The 22,776-nt window shown below is 43.0% G+C and carries 22 protein-coding genes; 1 reads left to right on the top strand and 21 read right to left on the bottom strand.

The annotated features are described in order from the left end of the window. Positions 1–141: 141 nt before the first annotated feature. The 18 genes from ACDJ59_RS08430 to ACDJ59_RS08345 form a co-directional block, all read right to left on the bottom strand. On the bottom strand, positions 142–1,827 hold the full coding sequence (locus tag ACDJ59_RS08430) for a hypothetical protein (protein ID WP_413408347.1): 1,686 nt from the start codon (positions 1,825–1,827) through the stop codon (positions 142–144). Positions 1,828–2,031: 204 nt separating this feature from the next. After that, positions 2,032–2,781, bottom strand: a complete 750-nt coding sequence (locus ACDJ59_RS08425; protein ID WP_017688133.1) for a glucose 1-dehydrogenase — start codon at positions 2,779–2,781, stop codon at positions 2,032–2,034. Positions 2,782–2,928: 147 nt separating this feature from the next. After that, positions 2,929–3,321 carry a DUF2500 domain-containing protein gene (locus tag ACDJ59_RS08420; protein WP_017688132.1) on the bottom strand — a complete coding sequence of 131 codons (393 nt, stop codon included), beginning with the start codon at positions 3,319–3,321 and terminating at the stop codon, positions 2,929–2,931. A gap of 208 nt (positions 3,322–3,529) precedes the next feature. Next, entirely contained in the window at positions 3,530–4,099 is a 570-nt protein-coding gene (locus ACDJ59_RS08415; protein ID WP_413408345.1) for a hypothetical protein, read from the bottom strand. Positions 4,100–4,352: 253 nt separating this feature from the next. Next, positions 4,353–5,429 carry a collagen-like protein gene (locus ACDJ59_RS08410; RefSeq protein WP_413408343.1) on the bottom strand — a complete coding sequence of 359 codons (1,077 nt, stop codon included), beginning with the start codon at positions 5,427–5,429 and terminating at the stop codon, positions 4,353–4,355. Positions 5,430–5,745: 316 nt separating this feature from the next. Next, the gene (locus tag ACDJ59_RS08405) at positions 5,746–6,339 is read right to left on the bottom strand and encodes a C39 family peptidase (protein ID WP_413408342.1); all 594 of its coding nucleotides are present in this window, start codon (positions 6,337–6,339) and stop codon (positions 5,746–5,748) included. A gap of 42 nt (positions 6,340–6,381) precedes the next feature. Then, positions 6,382–6,924: a GNAT family N-acetyltransferase gene (locus ACDJ59_RS08400; protein ID WP_253437016.1), complete on the bottom strand. Its 543-nt coding sequence runs from the start codon at positions 6,922–6,924 to the stop codon at positions 6,382–6,384. 43 nt (positions 6,925–6,967) lie between these two features. After that, entirely contained in the window at positions 6,968–7,462 is a 495-nt protein-coding gene (locus ACDJ59_RS08395; RefSeq protein WP_413408341.1) for an AAA family ATPase, read from the bottom strand. A 133-nt stretch (positions 7,463–7,595) separates the two neighbouring features. Then, positions 7,596–8,342, bottom strand: a complete 747-nt coding sequence (locus ACDJ59_RS08390; RefSeq protein ID WP_413408340.1) for a class I SAM-dependent methyltransferase — start codon at positions 8,340–8,342, stop codon at positions 7,596–7,598. A 34-nt stretch (positions 8,343–8,376) separates the two neighbouring features. Then, complete coding sequence (locus ACDJ59_RS08385; protein ID WP_413408339.1) at positions 8,377–8,799, bottom strand: NUDIX hydrolase; 423 nt, start codon at positions 8,797–8,799, stop codon at positions 8,377–8,379. A 95-nt stretch (positions 8,800–8,894) separates the two neighbouring features. After that, complete coding sequence (locus ACDJ59_RS08380; protein ID WP_405169880.1) at positions 8,895–9,965, bottom strand: CHAP domain-containing protein; 1,071 nt, start codon at positions 9,963–9,965, stop codon at positions 8,895–8,897. A 119-nt stretch (positions 9,966–10,084) separates the two neighbouring features. Next, the gene (locus ACDJ59_RS08375) at positions 10,085–10,510 is read right to left on the bottom strand and encodes an NUDIX hydrolase (RefSeq protein WP_340914311.1); all 426 of its coding nucleotides are present in this window, start codon (positions 10,508–10,510) and stop codon (positions 10,085–10,087) included. A 57-nt stretch (positions 10,511–10,567) separates the two neighbouring features. Beyond that, positions 10,568–11,347, bottom strand: a complete 780-nt coding sequence (locus ACDJ59_RS08370) for a phosphotransferase (RefSeq protein ID WP_413408337.1) — start codon at positions 11,345–11,347, stop codon at positions 10,568–10,570. Positions 11,348–11,404: 57 nt separating this feature from the next. Continuing rightward, on the bottom strand, positions 11,405–13,198 hold the full coding sequence (locus tag ACDJ59_RS08365) for a serine hydrolase domain-containing protein (RefSeq protein WP_413408336.1): 1,794 nt from the start codon (positions 13,196–13,198) through the stop codon (positions 11,405–11,407). 617 nt (positions 13,199–13,815) lie between these two features. Beyond that, a complete protein-coding gene (locus ACDJ59_RS08360) occupies positions 13,816–14,238 on the bottom strand; it encodes a hypothetical protein (protein WP_413408333.1) in 423 nt (140 codons plus the stop codon). 275 nt (positions 14,239–14,513) lie between these two features. Beyond that, entirely contained in the window at positions 14,514–15,020 is a 507-nt protein-coding gene (tnpA, locus tag ACDJ59_RS08355; RefSeq protein ID WP_413409746.1) for an IS200/IS605 family transposase, read from the bottom strand. 197 nt (positions 15,021–15,217) lie between these two features. Then, positions 15,218–15,427 carry a hypothetical protein gene (locus ACDJ59_RS08350; RefSeq protein WP_091029464.1) on the bottom strand — a complete coding sequence of 70 codons (210 nt, stop codon included), beginning with the start codon at positions 15,425–15,427 and terminating at the stop codon, positions 15,218–15,220. A gap of 146 nt (positions 15,428–15,573) precedes the next feature. Then, complete coding sequence (locus ACDJ59_RS08345) at positions 15,574–16,851, bottom strand: YCF48-related protein (protein ID WP_413408332.1); 1,278 nt, start codon at positions 16,849–16,851, stop codon at positions 15,574–15,576. 337 nt (positions 16,852–17,188) lie between these two features. On the opposite strand from ACDJ59_RS08345, the gene ACDJ59_RS08340 reads away from it, so the two are divergent. Beyond that, entirely contained in the window at positions 17,189–18,118 is a 930-nt protein-coding gene (locus ACDJ59_RS08340) for an L-lactate dehydrogenase (protein WP_036613729.1), read from the top strand. Between the two features lie 273 nt (positions 18,119–18,391). On the opposite strand, the gene ACDJ59_RS08335 is transcribed toward ACDJ59_RS08340, so the two are convergent. From ACDJ59_RS08335 to ACDJ59_RS08325, 3 genes are all read right to left on the bottom strand, one after another. After that, a complete protein-coding gene (locus ACDJ59_RS08335; protein ID WP_413408330.1) occupies positions 18,392–19,312 on the bottom strand; it encodes a tyrosine-type recombinase/integrase in 921 nt (306 codons plus the stop codon). Between the two features lie 275 nt (positions 19,313–19,587). Next, on the bottom strand, positions 19,588–20,667 hold the full coding sequence (locus tag ACDJ59_RS08330; protein ID WP_413408329.1) for a hypothetical protein: 1,080 nt from the start codon (positions 20,665–20,667) through the stop codon (positions 19,588–19,590). Between the two features lie 258 nt (positions 20,668–20,925). Next, a complete protein-coding gene (locus ACDJ59_RS08325; protein WP_413408328.1) occupies positions 20,926–22,362 on the bottom strand; it encodes an amino acid permease in 1,437 nt (478 codons plus the stop codon). Positions 22,363–22,776 lie beyond the last annotated feature (414 nt).

Below are 22,776 nucleotides of genomic sequence, written 5' to 3'. Positions count from 1 at the left end.
TTCAGCTGTTCATCACCGTACATCGTATTGTGCAGGAGCCCATTCGGTGACACGATTCCATCTTTTTTCCATAAAAAAAAGCCCGGAACCTCACCCAAGGTGAAGTCCCGAAGCAACTCATTTCTTATAATACTCGCCTGTTTAAGGCTTGGCTTCAATCCAATAATCATAGGCATGAACAATGTTGCCTTGATAAGCCTGATATTCGGCCAGCAGATCCGGAAGCTTGGCAAGCTGAAGTTCCATCTCCGCTGCCCCTTTTTCATAAAAAGAAATATGAGGACCTTCGTGGTTCTGCTTCATTTCAACCGAAATCATCAACCTTTTACCGAAACGATCCGCGATCTCCATCTCCTGACTCACAATAGCAGCAATCCCATTGGAACCTTCGGCGTTGTTACGGAAAGCCATCAGCGACACATGATCGAGTGTACGGATCATAAATTCAGCCACAGATGTATCCTTTCCTGGCAACGCGAAGCTATCCAGCCATACAGCAAGGTCTGCGCTTGTTTCGAGATCACTGTCCTTCTTTGTTTCTTCCTGGAAAAATGTAATGTTGGCAGCCCATTCGGTTAATAAGGTGTCCCGACTATTCTCCCACTCTGGCAATGTGTAAGGCTCAATATCCAGATGGATGCCTTCAAATCGTTCATCCGGCTCGGATTCAGCATTATAGTTTTTCACATAATCAATCAAGCGCTTAATACGTGGACGATTCTCCTTCTTGCCCCAGATCGGATGTCCACCCATCGCATGGATCTCAATGCCCTGCGCTTTTGCCCGTTTCACAAAACTGCGATAACTGGAATAGGGTTGATCCAGATCTAACCGCACATACAACCAGTTAATATTCTGCTCTCTAGCAAACGCTAGTATGTGCTCTCCGCCGTCATTCGTCACCTGAGTGGCCTCCCAGATATACGTTCCCCGAATCTCTGGCTGATTGGATGGATTCTCCGGTGATGGCAGTTCTGACGGCTCCAGTTGTCCCCAGTATACGATGTCATGTACAGCAGAACCGGCGTAGGAATTATGCTCGCTGAATGCGGAGGCAACTTCTTCAATAACACTTTCCAGTTGTGCTGCACCTTTACCGGCAAATGACGTGAACTCCTCACCAGGCATTGGCTTGGTGTTCAACCCAACCGTGACGCTCACATTGCTAGCATCTGCCCAGTTCATTTCCTGTTCAATCAAACGTATGATACCATTGTTCCCTTGCGCGTTATCACGGTAAGCGAGTAAAGTGACATGCTCCACTTGTTCAATGAACCAACGTGACAATGGTTCGTTATCTGCATCCTCAGAAACTCTATTTCCTGTGACGGTATAGGAATCCAGCCAAAATGGCAGGTCAATATTCACTGTAACTGCGCCATCCTGTCTCACTTGCTCAAATAACAGATTCATATTGGCGACCCAGGATTGTACCAGTGGCTTAGCATCTTCTTTCCAGGCTGGTAACACATAGGGCTTGATATCCAGATGTATGGCATCAAATTGCTCGTTGGGCTCAGCAGCTTGATTGTAATCACTTACCCACGACGCTAATCTGAGCATGGGGCCTTCACGACCACTGAGTGCCCAGGATGGATCGCCTCCCAGCGCTTCAACCGCAATACCTGCACGGCTTGCTTTGGCTATAAACGTCTGGTATACCTCCTTGGACAGCGTCAGGTCTACATTCACGTACAGCCTGTTTATCTTATGTTTAGCTGCATTGGCCAACAGCTCATCTCCGTTGCTAACAGACTGTGCCTGCCATACCCAGGCCGCCCGTATATCTGCGCCGTCAGCTTCAGCAGGTGACTCATTCCCTATCATTATCATCCCTCCGATCAGCAGTAACAGCCAAAATACCTTCCGGGATTGTTTCCCGAACATATACTCCCTCCATTCCTCTACTGTTGTAAAATCACATTTATTATAGCAACCGAGTTATTAAAAACAAATAAGCCCAAGTGCTTAACTTGGGCTTATCACTCTGAAGTTGGGACAGCTTAGGGCTCGCCCGGTTAAATCCCGGTTCTAGTCCTCATATATCATTTTTCGGGTCATGCCTCCATCAATAACGAGGTTGGTCCCTGTGACAAAGGTATTGCTTGGATCAGACAAATATAAACAAGCACGGGAGATATCCGAAGGAACACCCACACGACCGGAGGGATGCTGTTCATGATCCTCCTTTTTCAATTTCTCCACGTCACCTGTCTCAATCCATCCCGGACTGATACAATTGACCCGAATTTGGTCTTTGCCCAATGAGACCGCCAGCGCATGCGTCAGAGCTACAATCGCTCCTTTGGATGCGGCATAAGCTTCGGTATCCGGCTCAGACATCAGCGCACGAGTTGAAGCCATGTTGATAATGGCACCCCCGTGTTCATTGCTTTTCATATGTTTGGCTGCTTCCCGACTCGCCAAAAAGCAACTTCTCACATTGGTATTGAGTACATCGTCCCATTCTTCCAGCGTCAGCTCATAGGGTGACTTCCACTTGGCGAGTCCTGCATTATTCACCAAAACATCAATTTGTTTGAATTCTTCCACGGTTGTCCGAAAAAGATTCGTAATATCCTGCTCGCTCCGAACATCACATTGCACAAAGATGGCTTCTCCGCCTTCATTACGAATGGAAGCTGCAGCTGCCGCTCCTTCTGCTTCCTTGTAGTCGGCAAGTACAACTTTGGCTCCAGCGACTGCATAAGCCTCAGCCACACTTCGTCCTATTCCCTGAGCGGCCCCGGTTACAACAACGACCTGATCTGTAAATGACATATTGATTGCCTCCTCTATGGTAATGATCCTTTGATCATAATCTCATTAAGCCTCTTCTTATATAAAAACACGTTAGGCCCATTAAGAAACGCTTGTCCAGTAAATAATCAAAAAAAGCTCACGCCATTCTGGCGCAAGCTGCTCAGTTTAACCCCGTAGGCGTTCAGAATATACGCGATTATATCGCTCGAAGCCTACATAACGCGTTCCTTTGAACGAGAGCCGTCCTTCATCCCCCTCAGCACACAGGCCATACTCTTCGCCATTGACTTTGAATTCGAGCCGATCTCCACTTTCTACTTCAAAGGTGACGTAGTATAACGTTCGTGCTGTACTGCCCGGTTCAGATTGCGACTGACTCATCTTCATCCGTCTGCTGGTGATTCGTGAAGGCACGGTCAATAGGGGCTCCGAGTTGTTGCGTCCCCACCTCCATACCTCCTTTCCCATCGACAGAAGAACTATACCTATAATCAGAACAAATACAACCGGAAAGACGGTTCCAAACAAATCAAACATCCAGGATGATTCAATGCCCATGTCTCTCCCTCCGTTCATACAACTTAGGACAGCCGGAGTCTTGACCCGTCTCCAGTAATGTATATGCTCGTAAACAAGGAACTTGTTATCCGGATTGAAATCCAACGATGTGAAGGGAAAAACCCTCCGGCAGAATACCGAAGGGTTGCTTTATACGAAAATAAGTACTATTTCATTATCTAATACCCTGCTGCCTGGCAGCCATGTTTTACTTAAAGGTTGTTGCAAATCGTTGATCCGACAATATAACCTGATTAACCTGTCCCTCTTTTGTCAGCATAAACGATGCACGATAGATAGCCAGATCATCTTTTTCCGCTTGCAGCGACTTCTCATCCAGGAATGTTTCCTTCTGAATATGATAGGCATAATCGATATTACGTTCAGATTCGACCAAAACATGTTCCTTGCCATACAGATCAAGAATCTCTTGATGTGTCATCCCCGCCTCTGCCTCGCGAGCCGTCTTAAAGTACCCTTTCGAGTCCTTGTTCAAGATGATACTAACGACTTTGGCATCCCTATAACCAATCGTGATCCCGTTATTGTATTGATAGGATTGACCCACACCGGTTGATGTTCCCTCACCGAGAATTTTCTCCGCCTCTTCCTGACTCATTCCATACGTAATCTTATCCTCACTGTCGGTCTTCGTCACAGCCAGATCCTGTTCTGAAAATTCGTTTGGATTGAATTTGCTATTGCCGCAAGCCGTGATCATGATTAATAATAATGCCGCAACAACCCATGTTATTTTTCTCCAGTGTCCGTTCTTCATGTACTCACCTCTGATGTTTTTCCAATATTTTATCATATTAACTACTGAAAAAATAATTAGTGGTGAAGTTTTTGCCATTCCTCACAAAATAAAAAGGGTATCCGATATGTAGTTACTCCTGTACCATTATCCGCTCCAACTGAGATAACAGCCTCAGGTAAAGCACTGCTATCTCAGTTCAAGCAAACCCATGTTACCGTTGTGGACGCATATTTAATAAAGTTGAGGAGAGTTTGCTAGCCTCTTAACGGATTCACGCTATTTGTGTGATCACAAGATGTGCCGATACAGGTCTTGTTCCGCCTGCAAGAGGCGTCATGGTTAATGCAGTGGAATTACCGGCTGGATTTCGTATGGTTAGAATTGAATTTATTACTGTTGTTTGCACGAGAGCCATTCCTGGCATCTGACTTGTACCTGTTGCCCGTCCCACTACTGAAGTGGAAAGATCAGCACCATTGAGTGTTAACATAAGTTGCCCAGCTTCATTCATACTCCCCTGGAACATAACTAAATACGTACCAATGGCTGCCAGATTGAATGAACTAGGGCCCGTGCGAGAGATCGTCGTTCCACTTGTTGGACCATCTTGAGGGAAGTTAACATCTGCACCTGGAGCAACCGTTGCAGCATTATCAGGTGGCATCAGCGCGAAAAAGTCAGCAAACCCCAGTACGCCTCCAGCTGCTCCTGTCGCACCTGTAACTCCTGTGGCACCAGCGGGACCAGTTACTCCTGTTGTACCCGTAACTCCTGTGGCTCCAGCAGGACCAGCTACTCCTGTTGTACCTGTAACTCCTGTGGTTCCAGCAGGACCAGCTACTCCTGTTGTGCCTATTACTCCTGTCGCACCTGCTGGGCCAGTGGCTCCAGTGGGACCCGGGAAACCTTGTGGTCCAATGGCACCTGCAGGACCTGGATTACCTTGCGGACCTTGCGGCCCTACGGCTCCTGCTTCTCCTGGAATCCCCTGAGCTCCCATGGGTCCAGCGGGTCCGACCGGACCTTGAGAGCCTATCGCTCCAGCAGGACCTGGCTGTCCCTGAGGCCCTTGTGGTCCAGGTGGCCCCCCCGCTGGTCCTTGAGCTCCAGGTGGCCCTTCAACCCCTTGTTTACCTGGAATACCTTGGATGCCCTGTACGCCTTGTATACCCTGTGGTCCTGTTGGGCCAACAACAGTAGGGGTAGATATATTCACTTCTGGAGGCGGGCATTTTACTTGAACGAATTTTTTGACCACTTTCAATCGGCGTTCTTTTCTTTTAACTTTACACGGATGGAATGTTGCCTTTTTTCTCTTCATACGTTTCTTCACTTCTGAATAACTCACAGTGCGGACACCTCCCTACAGACATAGTTTAATGTACGTATGTAAATGAAAAGGTGCGTGGACGAACAACCATTTTAGTAAAAAACTCAGCTAATTCCCAGGAAAAACAATAAAATTTATATCACACCGCCCATACGGTTGATCTAAATTGTTCATAACCATTAATTGAGTCGAGCTGGTTTACGTAACGATATTTGTTCAAAAAAACTCATGCCATTTGGGCATGAGTTGCTTGGTTTAACCACGCAGACGTTCCGAATAAAGCAGATTAGTTCGTTTAAAGCTAATATATCATGCCCTTTGAAAGAGAGCCGTCTTAAATCTGCATCGGGTGTATGACGATATAGGAGTTTTGAGAAAAAGGTAACCACGACCTCCATAACATGTTGAGTTCATTTATGCTGGTTTTTCGATTGTAATATTCTTCATCACAATTAATCTTGTGGTCTAACGATTCTGCCAAGTAAAAATGCGTTTCATCATAACCAACGACGGGAACAAAATGCAAATAACGTTGTTTGGGATGTACTCTAATAAATAAAATAACAGGCACCCCTTGGCTGATCTGCTTCTTCAACGTGTTCACATTTCCACGTAAGTACATTGCCTGATATCCTAGCTTCCTGAAAAAAACAACGACCGCTTTGGGATATACCGTCCCATCCAATAATTTGCGAGGATAGGTTTCATAAAGCTTTGTTCCCTTGGACTCCAAACCGAAATGTCTCAAGACAAACGCACTGGAAAATGCAGCGCATTCGTAGTTTTTCTGAATATCCAACCGATTTGAAGATTGAATGTAATATGTGCTTGGCACATTGACTGTGTACATGCGATCTTTCTTAGGAAAACTGAAATAAAGGGAGATCACCCAGAGAATAATCAACCAAAGTAATACATTGAGAAACAATTCGTGACCTCCTTCGTCTCATCAGACGATGTACTCTACCGTTTAAGTATGCCATTCACTAGACAGCAGACTATACGTCACAATATTCTCATAATGATCGTAGACCCATTGAGCTTCTCTGGATGTACCTTCATTTGAAAATCCGATTTTCTCAGGTATAACCCTGCTTTTAAAATTGTTTTCTGCACATTGAATAATGACACGATTTAACTTCAACTCGTTAAAGAGGTATTTAAGCAATTGCTCTATTGATTTGGTAATGATTCCTTTGCCCTGTGCTGACTCAGCTAAAAAATATCCAATGCTCGTTGCTCGATTATTCCAATCAATATAATGCAACCCTAACATCCCGACCAATTGTTCATTGAACCATATCCCGGAATCAAAACCGTTTTTCTCTTCATAATTATGTGTCCATACTTCTATTACAGAATCTAAATCGCTGGGCGATTGTCTTTTATCAACCCAGAGTAACCACGCTCTCAAGTACTTTCTGTTCTCATCAATTAACGCATACAACTCATCTCTATCTCGAGATTGGATCAGCTTTAATACAATAGATTCATTCACTTGAAAAGGCAGCATCCTGTTCCTCCACTCAATCTAACTATGAGGTTATTTTAGGTGTTCATTCCTCGCACCAGTTCTTTAAAACCCATTCTTTAATTTGTTCAGCTACTCCCGCTGCTGTAAGTTCTGTCGTATCAATTGTTTGCATTGGCGGGTCAAACGCAGTTATCGAATTCTGGAGTAACCAGTTGGCAAAACTTTTGTGATCTTCAATCAAGTTCACGTCCCACCCACGGGCTCTTAAACGCGTCTCGCGAGTAACATCGTCACAATGCAAGTTCATATATAGAATCCGATCAAATCGATCTATGTAATCGGACGATGCAATGTTTTCCGGCACCATCGTTCCGCATAAAACAGTCCCTCGTCCACTTAGCGATATGTTATACGCAATCCTCAACCAATTCTCTTTGGCAACCTGCCAATCCACATTATCGATGATATCCATATCAAAGACGTCAAATTCGGGAAGTTGCTTCCGAACAAGCGAAGAGATCGTTGTTTTTCCTGTTCCGCTCGCGCCTGTCACTACAAAAAGCGGTAATCTTCTCATAACTAGCTCCTTTAATTAAAATTTATTACGTTCTCCATTGATCTGCTTTCAACCCATAAATAATAGCGATATATAGGTAGCAGTATCCATTTGATATTTAAACATAGTCCACTCTCCGATTCATTTCATTTAATCACCGTTTTCTTGCTTTAATCACAAAGGATACAGGTAACATCTTTGCTCTTTTAAGGAGACTATCGCTATTATTATGTAATTGCATGATATCCTCATCGGATTCTTCTATCATTTGTTCAATGACAAATCCCGCTTTCGCTAACGCATTGATATAGGTTGATAGTTGACGATCAGCCAAGGTTAATTCACCATGACAAAAGTCAGGAGATACCGCATAGCACGATTCATCAGAATATGGCTTATTGAAGACAAATCTATCATTTTCTTCAACGACACATCTATGAATTGGATGAGACCAGCTGAAAATAAAAATGCCATCTTTCTCTAAATAAGAAGCGATTCGGCTGAAAGTACCTTCAAGATCAGTTGTCCAACCTATGGCATAAATCGAATACACAGCGTCAAAATAATTAGTAGGAATCCCACATTCCTCTTCCATGGGTGAACATATCAATGTTGCAGAAATACCGTATGTCCTCAAGTGTTGTTGTGTCTTTTCTATCTGTTTCTGAGATATATCCATACCCCATAGCTCACCTGCTTTGCGATCCCCATGATACTGCAAGGATTGACCATTTCCACAGCCCACCTCTAACATCTTTAATCCTGAGACATCACCAAAAAGTTGGTGTTTTTCTTCTGAGATAAATGCTCCATAATTTGGAAGCACGATTGCACTCAAAAAGTCATTCCCTTTTGTATCCCAATAGAAGCTGTTTGTTTCATAAACACTGTGCTTGTTCATCTGATAGCCTCCTTTATACACTACATTCAGAACATTACTTGTTACCTTCGTTGAAATATGTAATCTCATTGCCATTAAGTAAGCTTTTAAAGCCGTTCTTGTAATAAGGCATAAGCTCATCTGCCTGTGTTATATCCAACCATGCAATCTCAAAGATTTCATCTGGTCTTGATATCTCTTCTCTCCCTCCGACGATTTCCGCTCTGAATGTGATGAAAATGGCATGTTCTTTAATTTCTTCAAATTTACACTCGTTTATTGCTACAATGCCGTGGACGCCAACATCAAGTCCTGTTTCTTCTTTGGCTTCCCTGATTGCTGCTTGTTCCCATGATTCATCGGCTTCAACAGCTCCGCCAGGCAGCGACCAGCTTGAACGCCCTACATTTCTTACTGCAAGCACTTTAGATTTGGATGGATTGGTTAGTAGTGAGTATACTACATCGACTCGTTTCATTGATTGAACTTCCTTTCTGATATTGATCTTCCTATGTTTTTGATATAAAATTCATAACCTCAAGATACATAAACTAGCACACCCATGTATATCAACTAAGTTGGTCTATACTCTCCTTGAAAATTAAATTGATAGCTTTCATCTACACGGATATATCCGAGAATACAATGTCCTCTTTCTCTGTATAAAACGCTAGAGTAGTTTTTATTGTCTGTGTTCCCCTCTGCAACCAATAATTGATCACCGTCACAGGCCAAAACAATTCCAATGTGATCGTGAGAATTATCCGTTAAGAGCTTCTCATAAATGACTATATCACCACGCTCTGGTTCAAATCCTTCTTGCATATCCTGATAAAAGAATTCTGTTTCAGCTAGCTGAGCCCAGTCCAACCAAGCACCCACCCCAGCTAATCGATACATTCGATTAGGATATCTAATAGGGAGTTTTATTCCAACTTTCATACAACAATGATATACGAATGCGGCACACCAATTGGCTTCAAGTACTTTACAGATATCAGAATCCGGCCAATACCTGCAAATTTCCTGATATCGTTGATCCCCTGAAGTACCAATAATATTTTGCCTTGCAAGCGTTTCTGCTAAATCAGCTAACTTAGAACGCCGCTCTTCAGTATTTATGTGAACTGTTTGCACATTAACATTAACGTCTGCTTTTATATTCTCCTTCGAAATCCCCAATTCAGTAAATACATTCTGTATTCTACTTATCTCTGCCTTTGATAAGTTTCTATTTGGATTCTGGAAGTATATCTGAAACAGTATGGCATCTTTAATAACTTCTTCATATGGGCCATGAACTAGATGTGTATCTTCCTGATAAAAGATTGATTTAAGAATGATAGACAATTCATCTGTCGTAAAAATTTCAGCACTGCGTAATATCGGTCTAACAGCATCCGCACTATTAGGACCAGGAAAGTCTTCGATTCCTGTTTTGTAGAAATAAAAACCGTGGAGTAACCCTGCAATCGCAGTAATTTCCGAATCCTGTACTCTTTTCATAGCAAGCATGGAAGCAAAATTAGAAACCCCATAAAGATGAACCAACATACCTTCCTTGTTATTACTTTCCTCAAGAAGCATTTCATGAACGAGACTACGAACAGTGTCCAGCCGTTTAGATTTCTTTCCTGAACTCAAACTTTGGCCTCCCTACCTTTCTTGACTGGGTCATATTCGGCTTTATTCCTAGACCCATATCTATGATGAATCTGCAATTAAAAGTAATATTAGAGAATACACTGTAATATGTAACACGCTTAAATATTATTCTTATCACTGAACTCAATGCAAAAAGGTTGCATCTCAGGTTTTAAACAATACTCTATTCTTTCTCTGAAGTTTTTCCATTCGACTTTTAAAATGGCTTCTTCAATTGGAAAGAAACCAGACTCTAAACTTTCCAATGATGTCGTTAATTCTCCTCCTATTGGTTTGGCTAGAAATAATGTGTTACATATTGAATTTTCGATATTTTGAAATATTCCACAGAATTTGATGATTTCAATGTCGATTCCGGACTCCTCTTTCGTCTCTCTGATCGCAGCTTGACTTAGGGATTCTCCTTCTTCTACTTGACCACCTGGCATTTCCCATCCTCTTCGTGGTCCTCTAATAAGTAATAATTCATTTTGTTCGTTGATTACGATTGCAGCGGCAGATAAGATATGTTTTGGAGGGCTCATTTATTCGACTCCTTCTAGATAGATTAATATACGTTGGAAGAACAATTTATAGCCAGACTAAAAGAAGTTATATATCCCATCTTCGTAATAATTATATTCTTCATCCGTTATTTTTAACTTTCCATATCCGTTATAAAATATTTCTCTATCTCTTTCATTATCAAACGCATTATGTTTCGGTCTAATGGCTAATGCTACATCATATCTTGGGTCGCCATAAGTTGCTCCTGCCCAGTCAATAACTCCAACAATATTGCAATCATTAACTAGCACATTATCAATAGTAAAATCTCCATGGATGAAAGTGTTCTCTATTGGTTTTGGTCTTCCTTCTTTCAACTGTTGAAGTAGTTCTTCTGATCCGTCTACAGCAAAGTGAGTTAGATTATATTCTGCTTTGTTAAGCATTGTATCTAACCAAGGAGTGTTATTGTTCAATAATTCAACAGGACAAGAGCATTCATGTATTTTCTTTAAACAAAGCCCAAAGTTAAAAATCGCTTTTTCTTTACTTTGGAGGTCCGGCATCTTAGAGAGAAATTCTCTTAAACTTATTCCATCAATGTAATCCATCAGAAGCCATCTCGATGTGTCCTCAATATGAAATGAATATGCCTTTGGAACAGGGAGTCCCGTATGGTAAAGGTATTGGAGCACCTTATATTCATCGGATAACCATTCATTATAAAGATCGTTTTCTGTCTTCTTGATGATGTACTTTTGATCAAACGTATCCAGTATAGCCACAGTAGAAGTATGACCTTGCTTAGGAAAAGTGATTTTCTGGACTTCCCCTATATGTTCTTTTATTTCAATTGGGAGATCTTGAATATTCATGGTTTCATCCTTTCTACTATCTCATGCTCTTTCTGATCATGTTCTCGTCATTCCGCTCTAAAAGTACAAATCCCATCCCATAATAAAAGCAGCAAATAGGAAAGCAGACATGCCAGACATGATGTATACCGCCTTTTGCTTTTTACTATAGCTTCTTTTCAGCAGTTTGTAGAACAACAAGACAAGATACGCCACAGCTAGAATCACATAAACCAGGTTCAAAATGAGATGTATGCGCAATGAAGAGTAGGGGGAGAAGCCTAAGGCGCGCATGAACAATAGGATCGTATTCAAAATTAATACCATACTGGCAATATTAATAACTATATGATATTTATCAAATCCCGTACCGGGCCTTTCCCAGTTTTTTAATTTGTATTTGGATAACCGAATAAAATAGCCAATTATCGCTCTCAAACTGAGCAGGATGGCTACTGCAAGAGCAATAAAAGATGCTTTGATCAAGTTTATCGTTAAATTGGATACGGGCAAAAAGTCATTATAAGAAATGGAGACCTTCTCAACAGTGCCGTTACGCTCAACAACACTTGCAAAGTTACTAAGGTCAAATGTTGTATACTTCTGCAGACTTAACATTGAATATGCCTTCGTAAAACCGGAAACAACCCGTCGCGCAGGCAGATAATATCCTCCACTCTCAGATTCAACTGAATTCGTGCTGAAACTACTTCCAAACACCTTCTGGACAAGACCAACGTTATAAGCCATTTCATTTGACTGGTTTGTCATGACCACGAACCCAAAATTAGACTCCGGATCAAAAACAAATTTACTTGTAAATCCAGCCGTACTTCCAGCGTGTTCCAGTGCAGGCACCCAGTACTCTACTTCAAAGAAACCATGTGCAATACGAGGAGTTGAAGTCCCATCGTAATATAGACTTGTTGACAGCATCTCGTCTAAGGTGTCATTGTTCTCGAATAATAAATTACTACGATCCACCGGCATTAAGGCTGCAAGAAATCTAGCTGCATCCTCTGCTGTGCCCATGGCGCCCCCCGCAGGGAACAAGCTTATGTATGCTCTATTCTTAGGGATGAGTTTCAGTCTCGTAGTGTACCCCTGAATCTCGTTTCTTCGTTTCAAGACGTTTAGATTATCATACTGTGACGGGTGAATCGATGTGTCTTTCATATTCAGCGGTTTAAATATATGTTCGTTGACATATTTGTAAAAGGGTTGTCCGCTTTGTAATTCAACGATGTAAGCAGCCATAGCCGTACCATAGTTTGAATAAGCAACAACACTCCCAGGTTTATCGATCTGCCTTGGTTCAAATTTTTGTAAAGCTTCACCTAATTCCACAATATCACTCTCGGATGAATACCATAAATCGATCAATCTATCCTCCCATCCTGCGTTATGATGCATAAGGTTCAATAGGGTAATGGGAGCATCGTATTCAAGCTTCTTTAGAAATCCTTCCGGCAAATAGTTCTGAATATCGGTATCCAAATCAAGCTTTCCCTGTTCTACAAGCTGCATAACACTCGTCCAGACCAATAGTTTAGAAGTTGAACCCCATTCAAATACAGTAGAGGTGTCTGCCTTTCTCTGTAGCTCAAAATCTGCATATCCATAGGCCTTATTCACAATGGTCTCACCGTTCTTGATAGCTACAACCGAAACAGCAGCGGTATTCTTCTGATTCGTGGCCACATATGAATCAATCGTTTCCTCTAGCGAAGACAACGCAATCCTGGAGGGCGTAGTCTCCACATTCCCTACCTCAGCGTTTACAGGTACCGCACATGTCATAATGATTAAAGCGAGTGAGAGAAAACAAGTAATTGCTTTATAAACATAGTAATATCTTTGATTAATCTTCATTGGCTACTCTCCTTTAATATTGAAAATAATAACGATCTGACTCAGCTATGTACTTCAAATGCAATTTAGGACTTTTCTGACATGGGAACATTTCATCTAAAATCTTAAAACTCTCTAAAATTCCACATTTTGATTGAAATACCTGAATTATTTATATCATACTCCATTCTGCTATATTATCGAAGTAATAATAGAAGCGCATACATACAGGGGCGCGGTACCTGAGGAAGCTTAGGCTTATCGATTCTCGTTTCAAACCTCCAGGATGCTGATTTTGGATGTGTGGACCTGTTTTCCCTGATTACAGCTGATGAAGCTCAATTTTCCTGCATCACCTTGTTAATAATGTCTTATATTCGTCGTACTTCATCAAAAGGTTAGAATAACAATTATCATATATTTCACACAAGCATCGCCCGCCGTATGACTCACGGCGGGCTAAGTTCTCCCATAGAGGTAGACTCATGGTCTACATTAATATGTTATGCAGAAAAGCAAGGATGTGTGCAAACATCCTTAAATATTCAAAAGATAAAAAAATCCCTACCAGTATCAAACTGATAGGGTAAACAGGTCATTACTTTTAATAAGGAGAAACATCATTTATAGCTACGAATTTAATCAGAAACAACAAGTCCATCAAAGTTCTCAGGACCTACACGAACTGTGCCCAACAAATTAGAGCTAACAAATGCAGTGTACGTCAATTGAGGTGTAATTGGTGGATTGAAGTCATCTGCTGAGAATGTGATAATTTGAGGTGCAAGCACGCTCAAGCCAAATGTGGATGTTGCTGAGTATATAACCGGATCAGTAGACAAAGTACCTCTTACTATGGTAATTGTAATACCCACTAGGGCTAACGGTAATTGTACAGATACCGTTCCTTTAAACTGGACCCGTGGATTTGCTCCAGCTCCTGCAGTTTGTAGACCGATTTGGCCAAACAGTTGAGGAGTATTGAGGACGGTGATCGGAATAGCGATGGAGTTGGCCAAACTTGCATTTTGCGATGTTCTTGCATCAAGAAATGTTGTCATTGAATCTACCTCCTAATGGTTGAGATAAGATAGTATATTCGCTAGTTACTCGTGTGCATGGACACCTTGCCATAAAACAAAAAAAAGGCACTGCCAGCGGTATAGCGATTGCTTAATTTTGAGGGACGTCCTAATCAGGACCACCCGTCCAACGGGTGGTTTGCTCTTGGGGTATAACCCCCTGTTGCCAAACTGCGCCTAAAGACGCTAGCCTGACAGCAGGGCTGTTCAGGCTCAGTGTTATTTGTCACTTTCACTCACCAGTTAAACTGGTTTTACTTCTTTTTGCTCCGATTACTGCTGAATGGATCTTCGTATTCTTTTACACTCAGCTTATCTAACGCTTGATCATGTGCTTCTTGTTCACGAATATATTTTCTTACCGTTGCTTCATTTAGACCCACTGTGCTCACATAGTACCCTTCTGCCCAAAACTTTCGATTGCCGTATTTATACTTGAGCTGGGCATGCTTCTCGAAGATCATGAGCGAACTTTTCCCCTTTAGATAGCCCATAAATGTTGAGACTGCAATCTTCGGTGGAATCGCTACCAGCATGTGGACATGATCGGGCATCATATGACCTTCTATAATTTCTACTCCCTTGTACTTACATAGACGTTTGAAAATTTCGATTAAATCTTTTCTCACTTGATTATAGATTTCTTTCCGTCTATACTTCGGGGTGAATACAATGTGGTATTTGCACATCCACTTTGTGTGAGCTAGGCTATAGCTCTTGTTTGCCACCCTAGACCATTCCTTTCTTTTGAGCCTGAACATCTCAATTTTATCGGAATGGTCTTGTTGGTCAAACCCTCGATTCCTCCACCCGCATAGCGGGTGGTTTTTTGTTTCGCGCGTTTCACGCACTCAACTGGCTAAAGCCATAATAAAAAAGAACACTCCAACCGGAGCGTTCTTCGTAATTGATTAGTTTCTAACAGCTGAGTCGATATGACTTACGTGTTGTCCAAAGCCTAAGCGTACATCAGATCCATAAACCCGCGAGTTACCTCTCCACCTTCGGCTGGTTCGGGCTGGTCTGCCTGTGCGTGTTCTGCCATGCAAGCCTTCACTGCCTCCTCTGTCGTACAACGATTGGCATCGTCACATGTATAGCATAATTGAAGCATATATCTGGTTAATTCATCCGCCTGCGTGAATTGAGTTTGACCGTTGGTTCTCATCTTCATCACTCCTTCTCTTGTTGAGTTAAATATATCACCTTCAAGTGGATTTATTTGTGATTTATTTCACAAACTAAGCAAAAAAGAAAAGGAACCCTTAGGCTCCTCTCCCTTCTCCTATCTATTCACATCGATAACACTCTACTTTAGAGTACTTTCCAATGTACACCGCCATCTACCGTTTGCAATAACAACGATCTTTTGGCATCTGTATTTTCAACCAATATCCAGCCAAGATTGGGGGTAACCATCTGCATCTTCACAATCTCCGGATAGTCTTCGAGAATTTTCTCCAGTACACTGCTTGCAGGAAGAGCACTCCATGTTTTGCCCGCATCCTTGGTGTGGTAGGTTATGCCCTTTTGCATCGCCCAACCTTCTGACGCGTTCAGAAATACCGGTGAAAGGTTACGATTCGCACCCGTTTGTTTATTCAAAGTGAAATTGGACAGCTTCCAGCTCTTTCCGCCATCGGTGGTAAAGAATCCATTGAATGTCGTGCTCTCCCCTTTAGAACAGGACATTGACATCCAGGCTGACTGCGCTTCACGTCCAAAAAATTGTGGTGAACTGACACTGAAATTACCACACCCGTTGAATTTGTTTCGATCAAAGAAGGATGGTCCAGTATCCCAGTTCTCTCCACCGTCTGATGTTACATACAACTTCGGTGTACCGAACTCAAGCGCTGTTAAGAAACCATGCTTTGGATCCGAGAAAGTCATCCCCGTGGTGTACCCACGTTTGGAAATCTCTTCTGCTTCCTGTTTGCCGTCTTCATTACTCGATGACATGCGGTTCCAGGTGATTCCACCGTCCTCGGTAAAGTAGAGTTTTTTCTCCTGTTTACCAATAGCGGTATCGACCGTAGTGAGAATCCAGCCTTTTTCAGGAGATACAAATGAGATCGCAGTCACTTTATCCGTCTTGGACAGAGAAGACAGACTCCATGTTACGCCCCCATTGTTGGTGCGAAGCACCATGGTATCTGTTCCACCCATGCCTTCACGAACAATCCAACCATGTGCACGATCTACAAAATAAATGCTTTGTCCATATTTAGGGTTAGCCGGAAACTGTACATTTTCCGAAGGTGAAATATTGGTCCAGGTCTTTCCCTGATCCTGAGTGTAGTACAGGCGCAGGGCATTCCGCGTCACACCCCACGCCAATCCTCCGTTGTCATTGAGCAACTGAAAATCGGTCAAACGGGTCTGTATTTGGTACTTGGCCATATCTGCAGATTCTGTACTGTTCACAGGGGGAACGACAGTTAACGTCTGCCCTGTATTCCCGGCGTCCTCCTGCTGCTGCGGAGGTTCTGCTACCGGAGGTTGATCTGAGTCGGTGCATGCAGCCAATACAGCTGCTATACCAATAGACAGCAATGCTGTCTGCGCGATTTTAATCCATTGCAAACGCAAGTGGGTTCCACCTCTCTCATCCAATATACAGGCGCGCATGCCTGTCCTATGGCGTTTTATTTACGATTCATCAGAATCCACTGCTCCTATTCTACCACAAACCTTATGTAAAAGGCTCATTGCCCACTCATGGTTGGCCCGCTCCCTTTTTCCAGTTCATACTTTGGGCTATAGGTCGCACATTTATTACCATTAATTTCATCCTAAACTGTTTTTCGACGGAATACTTGGTAAAAAGACATGAAATGTGAACTATTTTATAGACAACACTCGCTTTATATTCTCTAATCCCTTAATATGGATGGGAGTATAACCCAAAAAGGAGAGGATATTGAACATGACAAATAGTGCAGCTCTGAAACCAAGTCGTGTCGTAATTGTAGGCATGGGTGCGGTGGGAACAACAACGGGATACACGCTAATGTTGAGACAGCGTTCGTCCGAGTTGGTATTTGTGGATGTGAATCATGATAAAGCAACCGGCGAAATGCTGGATATGAACCACGGTCTTCCATTTACGGGAGGCGTGAAAGTATGGGCTGGCGATTATTCCGACTGCAAAGATGCAGATATCATTATTATTACAGCCGGTGCTTCCCAGAAACCGGGCGAAACCCGGATTGATCTGCTCAAGAAAAATGCAAGCATTTTCAAAGATATTATCGAGCGTATTACTGAAGTGAATTCTCATGGTATTTTGCTGATTGCAACCAATCCTGTAGATATTTTGTCCTATACTTCATGGAAACAAAGCGGATGGCCTGCCTCCCGTGTCATCGGTTCAGGTACATTGCTCGATAGCGCACGTTTCCGTTACTTGATTGGTAAGAATAAAGGGATCGACCCGCGTAGTATTCACGCACACATTATTGGTGAGCATGGAGATTCCGAAGTACCGGTATGGAGCCTGGCTAACGTTGCAGGAACAGATCTGGAATTGGATGAAGAAACACAACAGGATATCTTCGACCGCACCAAAAATGCAGCGTATGAGATTATTAATGCCAAAGGAGCGACTTCCTATGCAATCGCCCTTGCTCTGGACCGCATTGTAGCTGCAATTCTCGGCAACGAAGGCTCCGTTCTGAACGTATCCACGTACCTTGAAGACTACAATGGTGTATCGGATGTTTATCTGGGTGTTCCCTGTGTTGTCGATCGCAACGGTGTGCGCGAAATTCTGCCTCTTCCGTTGAATGAAACCGAAAAAGTGGCTTTCCAGGCTTCTGCTAACAAATTAAAAGAACAGATCGCTGGACTCGAGTAATTCAATCGCGCAATCATTTAATATCGTGAACGATTCAGCACGTTAAAAGTTGTAAATTAAGATATCTGTACTAGCTAAAAGGACCATTTGTTTCTTCCAGAGAGAAGAAGCGAATGGTTCTTTGGTTTGACTTCTATTATAGGCCTATTTAGATTTCAGATATTAGTTTACATAATATTAATTATGTTTAAATCTCCACCATTCAAATCAATAACAAAAAAAGCCTGTCACTTGGACAGACTACTTTTCGGATTAAATATTGGCTTTTTTCTTCTAATATGTCGGAAGTTTAACGTCCAGCAGAGCCATAGCCTCTTCTTTCTCCCTACTGGTGACATGTGTATACACGGTTGTTGTTTGAATCGACGCGTGACCAAGCAGCTCCTGCACGGTACGCAAATCGGCTCCACGCCGTAACATCATGGTCGCAAACGAGTGACGCAGCTTATGACTGGAGTAGTTTTGACGTTGATTGACTGGTGATTCCTGCTGGAAACGTTCAAAGGTTTCTGTAGATATGAGCTGGATGCTGCGAATCGACAGTCTCTTCCCTTTCTGCGAGACAAATAACGCTTCCTCTTTTGGCCGCCAAGGATCGAGACGCTCAGCCATCGCTTGAGATAACACGTTTGCCACAGTCTCCGGTACAGGAAGCGAGCGCCATTTCCGACCTTTACCGAATACATCCAATGTACGTCGCTCCGCATTATAGTCTTTGCAATCCAACGCATGTACTTCTCCAACCCGTAATCCCATATATCCCATCAGTAGAAAAACAGCCAGATTACGTGTGCGATACTTGCCTTCTACCGACTCCAGGAAACGTGTCAGCCCACTTTCATCAAGGAAAACGGGTGCACGGTTTTTCTCGGTTTTGGATTTTTTGATCCCAAACGCCGGATTATTGGTTAACAATTCAAGTTCAATGAGGGACTTGTAAAAACAGTTCACCGCCGCATGTTTGCGATTTCTCGTAGCATCACTAACCCCACGCTCCCGCGCACGGGACAGAAAAGACAACACATGCAGCTTTTTGACCTGCTCCAGTGACTTTCCTTGAATGGAGATCAGGAATTCCACCACGTCACGCGTGTATGATTTTACTGTATGGCCTGTATATCCGGCGTCCTTCATCCATATGTGAAAAGCTTCAAGCTCGTCCGCATATTGCTCCTGAATCTCCTCGGTCATCATCTGTCTACGTCACCTCAATTCGGTTCTTTATAAATTGACTAAGATTATTTACACGGGCACTGCGATGACAGAACAACCTTCCAATCGCTGTTATTCCCAGATTTTTCTGATTCCCTTTTCTAAAGGGGAAAATCCGGGGATAAAGGCGAAGCGTATGCTTCCGAAGTAGCTTTCTTGCAGAAAACTTTTAGCTTCACTTTTTCAGGTTCTTTCTGTCCTCTCCGTTTTCGTGTAAATGATTAGTTCAATTTATATATTTATTATAAAGCAGTGCTCTACGCTTCATGCACAATGACAACGTTAATCAACGGAAGGATCGCTTCGGGTTTGCCTTGACTACGGGTAAGTACAAACGATGGCAATGGATTCTCGTGCAGGCCATTCACGGATTCACAGATCTGAGTATATAAATCCATGTGCAACGTCTCGCCTTCACCCGCCACATCAATGACAGGCCAATCGTTCTGAACGCAGGCAGGCCAGTAAGCCAGCTCATTCGCAGGTACGATACTTAATTGCTGAATGGACGGATCAAGACGGTAAATCCCTTTCCGTTCAGGTTCATCGCCCAGCTTGTCCACGGCAAGTATTCGAGCAGACTGCTCATCTGGTGCAGAATAGAGTGAATAACACCACGGAGTCACGCCCCAAGCAATCGCCATCATCCCCTCTTCCAGCAAGGTATTCGACAGATCCCCTTCAGCAAATTGTTCAATTAGATTATGGTTACCTAGTCCCATCAGTTCCTCTACACGTTCAGCGAGTCGAGGCAGATCAGCGAGAATGAATCCCCCTCTGCCGTAGGAGTCAAACACATGATGGTTTCTGCTCCACACAGCTTGAGACGGTGAACTCAACGACGCTGCTTCTGCCGGGAAAAGCGATATATATACGGTGATAACTTGCGCATACTTAACCATTGCAAGTTGTTCAGGTTCGAGTGTACCTTCAGCAATACGAGGTGTTTTCATATGCATGGAGATTCGAAGTTCGTATTCCCCTTCTTGAAATGCTGCCCAACCAAGATTAACAGACTGTTCAACGCCTTCAATAGATGCAATGGAGATTGTGCTATCTGGTTTCAGGTTAACAGCATACTGCACGTATGCTAGCTCCTGACCATAGATGATATTGGCATCCTGACGATTGACGGGTGAATCCAACTGTTGTGCAATGACAGATACTTTACGTCCATCCTTCAGAAAGCGCTGCGGATCAATATCTAACTGTAGGTCACCTGCACCTCCTGATTGTGAAACAATTAATTGCGCCTCTGCAAGTACGGATGAGTCAGCTAATGCAAATCCAAAAGCTGCATTTTGATGATCTGAATTCGTATGTAATGGTGTGTTCATGATACATCCCCTCTCTTATGTCTGATGGCATGTCACATCCCCAAATATATTTCATATTTGGCTTAGCCGCAACCCCGGCCCCTTGATTAAGTTCGTCACGCCCCTTATTACTTACCCATATATGAAGAAAATTCCAACCTTCCCCTGCTTTTATCTCCTTTATCTTGCTATATAAAAAAATCCCCATCCCGCTTCGCCTAAGCGATACGAAATGAGGAAAAATAAAGATGTTCTCGGTTAAAGATGTTCTCGACTAATCTATTTATCCTTTGCTCTGAAAGCACTCGAGATCCGGCGCGCCGGATTCAGATGACTGTAATGCCGTCCATACGCAAAGTAGATGATCAATCCGATGATCAACCAAGCAAAAAACGTAATCCATGTCAGCGCTGCAAGGCGTGTCATCAAGTATACACAACCCAAGGCACTCAGAATCGGAATCAGTGGCACAAGTGGAACGCGAAATCCGCGTTTGAGATCCGGGTTATTTTTACGCAATACAATAATGCCCAGACTTACGACTGCAAAAGCAAATAACGTTCCGATGTTCGTAAGCTCCGCCAAATGTCCCAGCGAGATGAACCCGGAGAACAAAGCGACGATAATGCCCGCAACCCATGTCCCTACCGCTGGTGTCTGACTCTTGCCACTAACCTTGGAAAAGACCGGAGACAGCAGTCCGTCACGAGACATGGAATAGAGCAAACGTGTCTGACCATACATCATGACCAGCAGTACGGTCGTAATACCAGCAATCGCTCCAAGAGATACAATCCAGGACAATCCCTTCAATTGAACAAATTCAAATGCAAACGCAACTGGATCACTTACATTCAACATGTTATAAGGCACAATCCCTGTGAGGATCAATGATACAACAATGTAGAGAACCGTACAGATTGCCAGTGACGCAATAATTCCAATCGGCAAATCCCGTTGTGGCTGCTTAACTTCTTCTGCCGCTGTGGAGACCGCATCAAATCCGATGTAGGCAAAAAATACCGTAGCTGCTCCAGCTGTTACACCCGAGATACCAAAAGGCAAAAATGGCTGCCAGTTGGTTGGCTCTACATAGAAAACACCTACACCAATGAAGATCAGCACCACGATAATTTTAATCGCTACCATGATGCCGTTCGCACGGGCTGCTTCCTTCACTCCTCGGGTGAGCAGGAATGTGATAATTAACGTAATGACCGCAGCTGTGATGTCAAAATAGGTTCCCTTTTCCAGGCTGAACGCACTCGTAAGAGCATGTGGTAACTCCAGCCCAAATCCGGACAACAACGTTTGAAAGTATCCAGACCATCCACTGGCTACCGCCGCACTTGCGAATCCATACTCCAATATCAGATCCCATCCCAGAACCCAGGCAATCACTTCTCCAAAAGCCGTATAGCTATACGTGTACGCGCTACCCGAGGCCGGTATGCTTGATGCAAATTCCGAGTAACATAATGCAGCGAATGCACATATGATACCTGCCAGCAAAAATGACAGTACAAGTCCAGGGCCGGCATACGTTGCGGCAGCTACACCAGTCAGCACAAAAATCCCGGTACCAATAATTGCTCCTACGCCAAGTGTGGTTAAGTCCAACGGACCGAGCGCCCGTTTCAATGCACTGCTGTTATTGCCCTCTGAGGCAATTGGTTTTTTGCGAAATAATGAAGATCGTTGTTTGTTCTCACGCATAGTCATGTTCCTCTCGTCATGAATCTTGAATGTGCTATGGATGTAGCAGCTATTGGATGGCTTCCCATCTGTTCTATGAAAAAGTCGTTTGTTCTATCTTATCGATCACCTATAAAAACCTATCGAATTCTACACGTTATCGCGTTGCTTGGTTAAATTTATTTTTGAAGATCACTTATTTTGTTCTTTTTCCGCGAAATTTATCATGATCTGTTGCACGTGGATGAATATGAAAATGGATTTAAAACAAAACTGCGTATAATTTATATTATGCGCAGTTTTTATGAGCCTAATTTTCCACGAAAAGCATCTTTAGTTCCTTGTTATCTGAAGTTAAGAAAAAGAGAGCTCTTTTCGTCTTTTTCCGCTGTATCTTCCTACCTTATCCTGTCTAATTCGACGATATGCAGACAT

It is taken from the genome of Paenibacillus amylolyticus, from assembly GCF_047302515.1.
Taxonomy (GTDB): Bacteria; Bacillota; Bacilli; order Paenibacillales; family Paenibacillaceae; genus Paenibacillus; species Paenibacillus amylolyticus_G.
This window is presented reverse-complemented; position numbering and strand designations above follow the sequence as displayed.